Source organism: Streptomyces sp. NPDC051243, from assembly GCF_044455405.1.
GTDB lineage: Bacteria > Actinomycetota > Actinomycetes > Streptomycetales > Streptomycetaceae > Streptomyces.
Window position 1 is genome coordinate 1 of sequence record NZ_JBITES010000005.1, and the last position, 12183, is coordinate 12183.

Genomic DNA, 12183 nt, shown 5'->3' on the forward strand with positions numbered 1-12183 from the left:
GCCTCACCCCATGGTACGGGGCCGCTGCCGCTGGGGCTTGGCGGGATGCTTCAGTGCAGGTCAGCTGGAGGATTGCCGCTCCTGCACGCCCGCACGGGGGGGGGGGGGGGGGGGGGGCCCCCCCCCCCCCCCCCCCCCCCCCCCCCCCCACGGTCGGTCAGCAGGTCGAATTGGTCTGGGTCAGGAGGCCGAGCCGCCACGGGAGGAGGTTGTAGTCACCGCCCGCGTTGGGGTTCATGCCCTGGTAGACGTACTGGAGCCGGCAGGCGGGAATGGTCAGTGTCTGGTCGTAGCCGGCACGGATCATCTCGCCGTGACTGATGTCCCGGGTCCAGGCGCCCGAGGGGAAGCTGACGTTGTTGGCCCGAGCGAACGAGTTGCTTTCGGACGCGGCCAGGGGTGCCCAGGAGCCGGCGAGACTGCCCGAGGTCCAGGAGCGGAAGTAGCGCCGGCCGTCCGATCCGATGGCCTCGACGAGCAGCAGGTACTGGTTGGCGCCCTGCACCTTGTACACGTTGCTCGCTTCGAACAGGGCGTACTTGGAGTCCTGGGCCGCGATGACGGTGTTGGTGAACCCGTTCGGGAACTGGCCGACGGCCGTCTGCGAGCGGTACAGGTGTCCGTTGTCGTCGGAGGAGAACAGGTAGCAGTTGGCGCTGTCGCAGATCACCCACATGTCGACCCAGTGGCCGTTGCCGATGTTCTGCTTGATGATGTCGGGCATCGACGAGTAGAAGTGGCGCGGCGCGCTCCACCCGTTCGGGTTGCTGATGTCGGGGTTGGTGGAGTACGAGGCGTTGCCGGTCTGGTACACGAGGTACCACAGGCGTTGCGGCGCGTAGTAGAAGACCTGCGGAGCGGCGCGGTACCCGCGACCGATGGCGCTGCGGTCCAGATAGTGGTGTGTGGCCGAGCCGGCCTGGGACCAGTCACTGAAGTTCAGGTACACCAGGTTGTATCCGGAGGAGCCGGCGACGCTCGCGAACACGTGGTACTTGCCGTTGTACTGGACGACCGTCGGGTCCTTGATCCCGGCGATGTTGTGCGTCGCGTCCGACTTCGGCGAGATCAGCACGCCGCTGGAGTTCCACGAGTAACGGCTGGGCAGAGCAGCGGCGTTGGTATCGCTGCGCGGGATGGCGGGTGTTCCGTCGGTGGCGGCGGGCGTGCTGCGGGTGGCGGCGGGCGTGCCGCCCATCGTCGTCAGCACCGCGTTGTACGCGGGCTTCTTGGTGCCGTTGCGGTCGAACAGCAGCGGGTTCTCCGTTGCCCGCCAGGAGTCGCTGTCGCGGATGCCCCAGACCGTGATGCCGGTGCAGCGCGCGACGTTCATGCAGGCCCTGACCGTGTTCGCGTAGGCGGTCGGCGACGCCTGCGCGATGTCCAGTTCGGTGATCTGTACGTCCACGCCGAGGGCGGCGAAGTTCGACAGCGTGGTCTGGAAACCGGCGGGCGGGCCGCCGGTGCCGAAGTGGGCCTGGAGGCCGACGCAGTCGATGGGCACGCCGCGTGCCTTGAAGTCGCGGACCAGCCGGTAGACGCCCTGGGTCTTGGCGTCACTCCAGTTCTCGATGTTGTAGTCGTTGTAGCAGAGCTTGGCCGCCGGGTCGGCGGAGCGCGCGGTGCGGAACGCCTGCTCGATGAAGCCGTTGCCCAGCACGTCCCGGAAGACGGAGCTGCGGAGCTGGCCGCTGGGCCCGTCGGCGAAGGCCTCGTTGACCACGTCCCAGGAGTGGATCCGGCCCTTGTAGCGGTTCATCACGGTGGTGATGTGGTTGTTCATCACGCCGCGCAGTGTGTTCGCGTCCCTGATCGAGCTGACCCAGCCGGGAAGTTGGGAGTGCCAGACCAGGGTGTGGCCGCGCAGGCGCTGACCGCGGGCCTGCGCGCGGTTCGCGATCTGGTCGGCGCGGCCGAAGGTGAACTGCCCGCGGGAAGGTTCGGTCGCGTCCCACTTCATCTCGTTCTCGGCGGTGACCGAGTTGAACTCACGGTCCAGGATGCCGGTGTACGTGCCGTCGCCGAGCCGGCCCGCGGCCACGGCGGTTCCGAAGTACCGTCCGGACTGGGCTGCTTGGGCGCCCAGAGTGGAGGCCCGGTCCGCGTCGGGCGCTGCGGTCGCGGCCCCTGGCGTCACCAGGGCGGCCACCGCCAGGAGGGATAACACCGTGGCGCGGCGACGGCCGAGCCGTTTCAGCGGGTTCATGGTTCTCCTCGTACGGGTGGGGGGTTGGGTGGTGCGGTCGACGGGTCGGTTCAGGGCGCGGACAGTTCGAACCGCAGGACGCGGACCGCACCGCCGAGCGCTTGCGTGGCGTGGTTGAAGAGGGCGAACCGGTAGCCCATGAAGAACCGCCAGTCGTTGCCCAGGGGGAAGGCGGGGCCGAGGCGGGTGAAGGTGGTGCCGTCGGTGCTGTAGGAGAAGGTGCCGGGGCGACCCGTGCCGGGGCGGATGTCCGCGCTCGCGCGCAACCAGACGCGGCTGCCCGTCAGGGCCGCGCTCGCGACCTCCGTGCCGGTGCCGGTGGTGTTCCAACTGCCGTCCATGGTCAGCCCGTTGACCATCACCACTCGCGCTGCGCCGCCGTCACGCTTGACGCCGATCCAGGCGGAGGAGTCACGCAGCAGCGCCAGTCCGGCCCGGTCGCCGTCCCGCATCGCGGAGTGGTCGAGCTCGACCGTGGCGGTGGAGACGGGGCCCTGGATGCGGTGCGTCAGGGTGTTGCGGGCCCAGTAGAGGTCGTTGGTGACCGTCGCTGTGCGCAGGGTCAGCCCGTTGCCGGCCGACCACTTGGTGTTGTCCGGGTTGTGGTTCCACTCCCACCGCGGCTTCAGGCTCGGGCCGTCGAAGGTGTCGACGCCGGTCATGGGGGTCACCGGGCGAGGCGGAGGGGGCACGGCCGGGCTGGGATACGAGGTGCCCCATGCGCCGTCGACGAGCTGCACGACAGGCCAGCCGTCCGAGGTCCACGTCACGGGCGCCAGGGCGGGCATCCGGCCACCGGGGTAGGCGTCGACGAAGGCCATGTAGTACCAGGCGCTGTTCTGCGTCTGTACCAGCCCGCCCTGGTGCGGGACGCCACCGCCGGGGATGGGCCCGCGCAGGTCGAGGAGGACCTGCCGCATCGTGTACGGACCGAAGGGGCCGCGCGAGGACTTCAGGATGTACTGGCCGTTCGCGGGGCGGGTCAGGAAGATGTAGTACTGCCCGTTGATCTTGTAGAAGCGGGAGCCTTCGAGGGTTCCGACGCTCGACGGTGTCGTGAACACCTGCTGGGTGCGGACCTGCGTGCGGCCGTCGGGGGAGAGCTGGGCCACGCTGATGGTCGTGTTGCCGTACGCCACGTAGAGGGTGTCGTCGCTGTCGACGAGCAGCCCCGCGTCGTAGTAGGGAGTGCTGATCGTCGTCAGCCTGTTCCATGGCCCCTCGGCGGCGGTGGCGGTGTAGACGTACGTCCGGGCGAAGTCGATCTGGCCGAGCCAGTAGAAGGTCCGGTTGCTCGGACGGTAGGCCAGTGACGACGCCCAGATTCCTCTGACGTAGCCACGGGCACCGTTCAGGTCGTACTTGGCGCCGAAGTCGAGCACGGGCACCGAGTGACCGGCGACCTCCCAGTTCACCAGGTCGTACGACCGCAGGACGGGCGCGCCGGGCGAGTAGTGCATCGTCGAGGCCGAGGCGTAGAAGGTGTCACCGACGCGGATGACGTCGATGTCCGCGAAGTCCTGCCAGATCACCGGGTTCGTGTAGGCCGCCGCGGTCGCGAGGTCAGGCCCCGGGGCAGCGGCGGAAGCGGGGCCGGCAACCGCGGCCGGAGGAAGCAGGGCACCGACGGTCAGGCCGGTGGCGGCCGTCAGGGCGCGGCGACGGGAAAGGGCTTGATGCGGGCATGACAGATCCATGGTGGCGTTCTCCCTGTGCGGCTCGGCCGTTGCGTGGTGGCGCTACCCGGAAGTGCCTTGTTGCGCTTGCCCGGAGCGACTGCTCCCGGTTCGATATTTCGAATGCAGATCGATGTCCCGGGCAACCAGGATCATAGGGAGTCGGTGAGTAGCGTCAATACCTCTCGCACTATTCGGTCGAAGCTTCGAAACATTCGACAACAGTCGGAGTAGGTCGCTGCTGGTCAATGGCGTACATGAGATGGATGCGCGCGGTGTTGACATGTTCGGGGGTCTCGCTACCATCCGGGACACTACGAGTTTCCGAATGACATCCGAAATTTCGTATCCCCATTTGCTCCGGAGCGCGGCAAGTTCCGGAGCTTCATCCTGCGGATCCCGGACGGCTACGGCGTCGTCATGGGCCGCCCCGTGGACACGGGCACCTGGGCCTCGCTCGACGAAGGACACATCGCCGCTCCGCAGGACGGCACCCCCGGTGTCAGCGGCTCCCGGACCTGGGCGCCGCAAGAGGTCTGGAGGTTCCTCACGCAGATCCGGACCTCCGACCCACCGCCGGGACGGCGACCTGCCGGGTCACCGGCAATGCCGCGCCCCCGAGCTCCTGCACCCTCAACGGCGGGCGGTGCTCGGGGGCAGAGTGACAGATCATGGTCGGTCGGTCAGGAGGCGGGTGTGACACGAGTGCCGGTGACGGAGTCTTCGGACTTCTTGACGTAGTACATGACCTTCTTGCCGCTGTAGAAGTGGAAGGTCAGTGTCACCAGTTCGCCGTCACGCAGCGCGTCCAGGAATTCGGGGGTCAGGATGATCGTGCCGTTCGGATAGTCCGGCTTGAAGGACTTGTTGAACTCCTGGTACGGAGTCCAGTCGGTCTGGCCGGCGTTGCTGCCGTCGCCGTACCTGGCCTCCATCGTTGCCAGCACGTCACCCTTGTACTGGGTGGCGATGGTGAACGCGTCGGTCTTGCCCGTGGCGTCGGAGAGCACCGGTTCGTCGGAAGTGACCACCTCGATCTGCCAGGGCAGTCCGCGGGAGAACCGGGCCTGGAGCGTGGCGTTCACTCCGTACTCGCGGTCGCCCGTCAGCCGGGTCAGCGCGCCGGCCGTGATGACGAGCCGAGTCTTGTCCCACAGCGTGTAGTCGCGCCCCTCGACGAGCTTGGTCTCGCCGTGCCACAGGCCCCGGAACTTGGTTCCGTTCGGATTCAGGGTGACCCCCTTGGCCGTGATCGGTTCCGACTTCGGCACGAAGACCTTGTCGAAGGAGGCAGTTCCCGAACGGGTGGTCCAGCTGGACTTGATCCAGGCGATCAGGGCCGGGTCCGTCCACTTCAGGGTCTCCCGGTTCAGGTAGGCCCAGGTTCCGGGGTCCCAGAGCGCGGTGGTGACTCCGGCGAGGCGTGCCGCGTGTCCGAAGTGCTCGTAGTACTTCAGCGCTTCGCCCCGCTCGACACGGGAGGGGTGGTTGTGGTCGGGGTAGCCGAGCAGGCCGTACTCACCGAGGTAGACGGGGATGTTCCTGGCGACGAACGTGTCGCGCATGCGGGCGAAGGCGTCGTTGAGGTCGTTCTGGGCGGCCTCGTCGTAGTGGGTACCGCCCGCGATGTTGATGCTGAACGGGTACCAGCTGTAGTAGTGGACCGTGGCGATCAGCTGACCGTCGTTCAGCGATTTGATCGTGGTGTACAGGTCGTCCATGAGGGGCTGGGAGGGCGTGCACCCGTCCGTGGGCAGCATGAGCAGGCGGTCGGTGTTCCCGCCGCCCGAGGAGCGGACGATCTTGTGGAAGGACGTGTTCAGCTCGTGCAGGAGCTTGGACTTCTGCTCGGTCGTGGCGTTCTCGAACTGCGGCTCGTTGACGCTCTCGAAGATCAGGGTGCGCGGCTCGTCGCGGAACGTCCTGGCTATCTGGGTCCAGGTGGAGTTGAAGCGGGCCAGCACTCCGTCGTGGTCGGCGGGCATCTTCTTGATCCACTGCCATGAGTCGTGGTGGACGTTGAGGACGACGTAAAGGCCCTCGTCGAGGGCCCAGTCGACGACCTCCCTGACTCGGCTCATGTATGTGGCGTCGACGGTGTAGGGGGCGGTGGCGGACTGGTGGTCCGACCAGGTCACCGGGATCCGGACGCTGCGGAATCCTTCCCCGCGGACGGCGGCGAACAGTTCCCTGGTGGCCTTCGGGTTGCCCCAGTTCTCCTCGTGCGGAATGGCGTCCAGGGTGTTGCCCAGGTTCCAGCTGGGCTGCATCGCGGCGACGGCGTCCATGGCGCGGGCCGGAACTCTGATGGCGGACCGTGCCTGCTGTGCCGTGTCGCGGGGCGCGGCGGTCGAGGTGCCGCCGGCCAGACCCAGCATGACGGCGAGGACCAGGAACAGGGAGGCCAGGCGGCCGCGACCGCGGTCGCGGTGGTGCGCGGGATGCCGTAGGTCCTGCATGTGCGGGCCCTTTCGGTTGGTCGTGCCCTCGGGTTGTCGTGCCGTTCGGTCGGTTCAGCCCTCGAGGGGCTCGTAGTCGAACCAGTCGAAGTGGACGGTGCCTTCGGCGGCGTACAAGCCGATGAGGCGGCCGGTGAAGCCGCCGGCGACCTCGGTCGACAGGTAGCGGCCGTCGAGGGCCGCGAGCTCGGTGAACGTGCCGTCGGGCTCCTCGACACCGAGGGAGACGACATCGGGCCCGGTGCACGGTCCGTGCGGAGGCGGTGGGTCCGTGACCGTGACGGCGAGGACCACCGGCCCGGCGGGCACGGGGAGTTCGGCCACGACCGTGCGCAGCGAGCCGACGCGGGCGATCACCTGTACGTCCCTCCCGGACGCCTCGATCGCGTAGTGGTGCCGTTCGTCCAGCCGGACGGCGAGGCCGCCGCGCCCCTGCCCCGGGTCGATGAGGGTGCGTGCCCGGCAGGTGAGGTGCTGCTGGCGGCGGCCGGTGAACACCACGTCGGGCTCGTCCAGGGATTCGCCCCGCGCGTGGAGCGTCAGCCATCCGGGGCGTTCCTTGGTGGTGCAGTGTTCGGCGGGCCGGTCGCGCAGGGAGATCCAGGTCGGTCCGAGTCCGGCGAGTTCGAAGTCGTCGCGCTGTTCCTCGGCGGGGGCGGGGGAGAGGGGCCAGGGGAGTGTGGACAGGTCCAGGGTGACCTCGCCGACGACCGGCCAGTCGTCCTCCCAGGTCACGGGCGCGAGGAAGGTCTCTCGGCCGAGCACGTGCCAGCCGGGGGTGCCGCCGCGCGGCCGTACGCCGAGGAAGACCATCCACCAGGAGCCGTCGGGGCCTTGGACCAGGTCCGCGTGCCCGGTGTTCTGGACGGGGTGGTCGGTGCCGCGGTGGGTGAGGATCGGGTTGGCCGGGCACGGCTCGAACGGCCCGGTGGGGGTGCGGCCGCGGGCGATCGACACGCCGTGGCCGCGTTCGGTGCCGCCCTCGGCGATCAGCAGGTACCAGTAGTCGCCGATGCGGTACAGGTGCGGCGCTTCCGGGGCCTTGGCGCCGGGGCCGCCGGACCAGAGCTTGTGCGGGGTCCCGTACGTCTGTCCGGTGGACGGGTCGAGGCGGACCTGTGAGACTCCGGCGACGGTGCACCAGCAGGTGCCGTCCTGGTCCCAGGCCAGGTCGGGATCGATACCGGGCACGCCGGGCGCCCAGATGGGATCCGACCACGGTCCGGCCGGGTCGGTGGCCGTGACGATCAGGTTTCCGCCGCCCTCGCTGCAGTTGGTGACGATCAGCCAGAAGCGGCCGTCGTGATGGCGCAGGGTCGGGGCGTAGATGCCGCCCGACGATGGCATGGAGGCCGGCAGACGCAACTGGCCCGGCCGGTCAAGTGCGTTGCCGATCTGCCGCCAGTGCACCAGGTCGCGGCTGTGGAAGAGGGGTACGCCGGGGAAGTACTCGAAGCTGGAGCAGGCGAGGTAGTAGTCGTCGCCGACCCGGCAGATGCTCGGGTCGGGGTGGAACCCGGGGAGCACGGGGTTGGCGGCGCGGGCGGGCCGGTTCTGGGCGGGCACCCTGGTCGTCCTTTCGTCGGGCGGGCATCGGGGTCGGCGCTCACGGAGCGTCCGGTTGCGTGCGGGTGATGCGGAGCAGCACCGCGGACGGCGCGGTGGGCAGGGTCACGGTGAGGTCGGCCGTGTCCGGGTTCCAGGCGGCAACGGCCTGGCCTGCGGCGGGGTACAGCACCTCGACACGGGCTGTGCCGCCGTCCGGCCGTTCGGGCAGCCGGAGGGTGGTGGTGGCCGCAGCGCCTGTGCGGCGCCAGACGGTGAGGTAGGTGGTGGCGGGCGTCTGCAGGGCGAGAGCGATCCAGGGGTCGTCCCAAGCGGGAAGGCCAAGCGGCCAGGAGGGCACGGCCCGGGGCAGGTCGGCGCGGACGGCCTTGTACACGGCGATCGCCTCGTGGACCAGGGCGCGGGCCTCGGGCTCCAGCTCGGTCAGGCGGCCGGAGAGGTGGATGCGGCCGAGGAGGGCGTTCACCATGGTGAAGGCGACCTCGTCGAGGGAGTCCTCCGGCTGCGGGTAGGCCCAGACGGCGCCCTGCTCGGGGGTGACGGCGGTGGGCGCCGAGGCCGCGATGGGCGCGTACAGGTGGAGGTTCTGCTGGTCGCTGGTGGACTGCAACTGCAGCCGGGACAGCAGGGCGTGGTCCCAGCGCATGCCGCCGGAGGCGCAGTTCTCGACCACCAGGTGCGGGTACCGGTCGAGGACGCCGTCGAGCCAGTCGAGGTGCGCCCGGTTGTGGCCGAGCAGTCCGGCGCCCGGGGTCTCGCCGGGGTGGGCGCTGGTGCCGGAGCCGGGGTCGATGTTGTGGTCGAGCTTGAGGTAGCCGACGCCCCACTCGCCGACCAGGCGGTCCACGACCTGGTCCAGGTGGGCCCGGGCGGCGGGGTGGCGCAGGTCCAGGTGGTGCCGGCCGGACTCCGTGACGCGGACGCCGTCGCGGCGGAAGAACGCCTCCTCGGGCAGGGACTTGGCCATGGGGCTGTGGACGCCGATGACTTCAGGCTCCAGCCACAGGCCGGGCACCATGCCGCGTTCGCGGATGCGGTCCAGCACCTCGTGGATCCCCTTCTCACCGGGGAAGCGGGAGGCGGCCGGTTCCCAGGCGCCGACGCTGGTCCACCAGCCGCCGTCATCGTCGTCGTACCAGCCCGCGTCGATGACGAAGTACTCGGCGCCGGCCTCGGCCGCCGCGTCGATCAGCGGCAGCAGCTTGTCGGTCGTCGGGTCTCCCATCAGGCAGTTCATGTAGTCGTTGAAGATGACGGGCAGACCCCGGTGGTCGGGATGCGGGCGGCGGTGGACGCGTCGGTAGCGGGTCAGCGCGGCGAACGCGGCGTCGGGGCCGCCGTCGGCGCTGAAGGACAGAGCCACGGGGACGGTGCGGAAGGCGGCGCCGGGTTCCAGGGGGTGCCGCCAGCCGTGGTGGGTGTCGGTGGGACCGAACAGTGCCGCGTAGGCGGCGTTGTCGTGCTCTTGGCACTCCCAGCGCCAGCCGCCGCCGTTGTGCTCGATCTGCCACATCCAGGTGCGGCCGGTCTGCCGGTCCGTCAGGCCCCCCATGGGCAGGTGCCCGTTGCTGGACCAGGTGCCCTGTCCGGTCAGTTCGAAGCCGGCCTTGCCATGCCCGTACTTCACCCGTCCGCTGGGGTCGGGTGTGGTCCGGCGCATCGGCTGTCGCTGCCAGCGGCATTCGGAGAGCCAGTCGTTGTCCGCCCACAGCAGGTCGGCGGCGTCGAGGGCCGCCGGGTCCCGCGGGGTGAGGCAGCCCACCGCGAGCGAGCTGACCGACTCCAGGTGCAGCGTGGTCCGCCCTTCGTTGCGCAGCGTCACCTCGCTGCGGAGCACGGGGATGCCGTCCGGCGACCGGTAGGTCACCTCCGCGACCAGCCCGGTCTCCGGGTCGTGGAGATGCACGGTCAGCATGTGCCAGTCGCCGTCGCGGGCCGCGTTGTGGGCCCGGTGGCGCAGCCCCTCGCCGAGAGCGGTCCCGATCAGGCGGCTGCCCGACCAGCCGCGGCCGTGACCCGCGGCCGTCACCTCCACCAGAGGCAGGGACGCACCGGGGTCGCCGCCCGCTTCGCCGGGCAGTCCCAGATGCCTCAGCCGGGCGCTGCCGTCGTCGCCGAGGACGAACTCGAGGTGCAGGGCCTCGTGACCCCAGCGCAAGCTCCGCTGTTCGTTTTCCATGTGTCCTTTTCCAGGTCAGTGGCCGCGCAGGACCGCGCAGCCGCCGGGCGGCAGTTCGTGGGCCGTAGTGCCGGCGAGCAGGTCGTGGCCGGGCTCCGGCAGGGGGACGGTGTCCGTGCTGTGGTTGATGAGGACGTCCCAGCGGCGGCCGTCGGCGGCGCGCCGGGTGACGGCTTCGACACCGGCGGGCAGGCCGGGTACGTCCGGTTCGACACCGGCTTCCTTCAGCAGGCGGCCGACGAGAGCGCCGTAGTCGGCTTCGTCCAGACGGGTGGAGACGTACCAGCCCCACCCGGTGCCGAAGCGGTGCCGGGTGAGTGCGGGGCTGTCGGAGAGCATTCCGTGGGTGTAGGCGGCGACGGTCTCCGCGCCCTCGGTGCGCAGGGACTCGCTCCAGACCGTGCCCCGCGTTCCGTCCGACAGAGCGATCCGTTCGTCCGTCCGCAACGGCCGGTACTCCTCGACGCGGATGCCCAGCGCCTCGCGCAGCGGTGCGGCCGGGTAACCGCCGAGCCGGGCGTGCATACGGCCGTCGACGTATCCGGTGGCGTGCTGGACGAGGAGCGTCCCGCCGCCCTCGACGTAACGGCGCAGATTCTCCGCGCCCTTGTCGGACAGCAGGAACAGGGACGGGGCGATGACCAGCCGGTAGCGGCTCAACTCGTGTTCGGGGTGGGCGAAGTCGACCGTGACACCCGCGTCCCACAGCGCGCGGTGCGCCTCGGCGAGCGGCGCGTGATAGTCGAGGCGGGCAGAGGGCAGGCCGTCCACTTCGAGCGCCCACATGGCGTCCGGATCATCGATTACGGCCACCTGCGGTGACTGTCGATCCCGCCAACTCGCCGAGCCGGGCGACCGCCTCGCCGGTCCGCGTGACCTCGCGGAAGATACGGCTGTCGGGGCCCGCGTGCGGGAGCATCGCCGAGTGCCAGGTCTCGGCGCCGGCCCGGGACTGCCGCCACTGGAAGAACAGGGCGCCCTCCGAGCCGCGCGCGATGTGGCCGAGACTGTGGCGCAGGATCTCCCCGGGCTCCTTGCCGATCACCTGCTCGCCGTCGTAGACGGTGCTGGTGCCCTGCTCCATCAGCAGCCATGGGCGGCCGTCGGCCAGCGAGCGGGAGCGGTCGGCGTAGAAAGCGGCGTGGGCGGCGGAGTCCAGGCCGGGCGCGGACGGGTACTGGTCGGAGGTGACGACGTCGAGTTCGCGCGCGAAGGCCCACAGGTTCAGCCGCAGGTAGTAGGGGAGCATCAGGTTCGTCGTCACCGGTCGGTCGCTGTGCTCGCGGATCGCGTCGCGCTGCTCGCAGTAGGCGGCGATGATCTCGTCGCCCCAGAAGCGGTGGAAGTCCAGTGTCTGGCCGGGGTTCTTGTGGTACTGCGTCGCACGCGGTGGCAGCACCTGCTCCCAGGAGGTGTAGCGCTGGCTCCAGAAGGCCGTTCCCCAGGCCTCGTTGAGAGCGTCGAGCGAGCCGTGGCGTGCGCGCAGCCACACCCGGAAAGCGGCGGCCGCGTGGTCGCACCAGCAGAGCGTGCCGTACTCGTTGTGCACGTGCCACAGCGCGAGGGCAGGGTGGTCGCCGTATCGCTCAGCGAGCGCGGCGGCGATACGGCGGGCCGCGCTGCGGTAGGCGGGGGCGGCGAGGCAGTACGTGTCGCGGCTGCCGTGGACGAGGCGGGTGCCGTCGGCGCGGACGGCCAGCGCGTCGGGGTGGGCCAGGGTGAACCAGGGGGGCGGGGAGGCGGTCGGGGTGGCGAGGTCGACGGCCACGCCGTTCGCGTGCAGGCGCTCGATGTGGGCGTCGAGCCAGGTGAAGTCGTAACGTCCCTCCTCCGGTTCGAGCAGGGCCCAGGAGAAAACGCCCACCGTGGCCAGGTTGACCCTGGCCCGGCGCATGAGGTCGTCGTCCTCCTTCCACACCGGCTCGTCCCACTGCTCGGGGTTGTAGTCCCCTCCGAAGGCGAGACCGCCCAGGCGTTCGGTGATGCGCTCTGCTGTCATTGACGCTCCTTGGCGGAGAGAGTCGCGCGGTAATGCCCTGACGGACAGTCAGCGGCGGTTGCAGATCGGCCAGTTCGTGCACGGGCGGCTCGTCCCGC

Annotated in this window: 5 protein-coding genes and 1 pseudogene; all 6 read right to left on the bottom strand. The window is 70.0% G+C overall.

All coding sequences use genetic code 11. From position 1 onward, the window contains the following. Positions 1-157: 157 nt before the first annotated feature. The gene (locus tag ACIBAG_RS13845) at positions 158-2206 is read right to left on the bottom strand and encodes a non-reducing end alpha-L-arabinofuranosidase family hydrolase (protein WP_399104541.1); all 2049 of its coding nucleotides are present in this window, start codon (positions 2204-2206) and stop codon (positions 158-160) included. A 50-nt stretch (positions 2207-2256) separates the two neighbouring features. Then, positions 2257-3903, bottom strand: coding sequence for a glycoside hydrolase 43 family protein (locus tag ACIBAG_RS13850; protein WP_399104543.1), 1647 nt, complete (start codon positions 3901-3903; stop codon positions 2257-2259). 662 nt (positions 3904-4565) lie between these two features. Continuing rightward, the gene (locus ACIBAG_RS13855; RefSeq protein WP_399104545.1) at positions 4566-6341 is read right to left on the bottom strand and encodes a cellulase family glycosylhydrolase; all 1776 of its coding nucleotides are present in this window, start codon (positions 6339-6341) and stop codon (positions 4566-4568) included. A 54-nt stretch (positions 6342-6395) separates the two neighbouring features. Then, complete coding sequence (locus tag ACIBAG_RS13860; RefSeq protein WP_399104547.1) at positions 6396-7907, bottom strand: glycoside hydrolase family 43 protein; 1512 nt, start codon at positions 7905-7907, stop codon at positions 6396-6398. Positions 7908-7947: 40 nt separating this feature from the next. Next, positions 7948-10086 (bottom strand): alpha-galactosidase, encoded by a 2139-nt coding sequence (locus tag ACIBAG_RS13865; RefSeq protein WP_399104549.1) that lies wholly within the window; start codon positions 10084-10086, stop codon positions 7948-7950. 15 nt (positions 10087-10101) lie between these two features. Next, positions 10102-12085: pseudogene (locus tag ACIBAG_RS13870) on the bottom strand (beta-galactosidase). Positions 12086-12183: the final 98 nt, after the last annotated feature.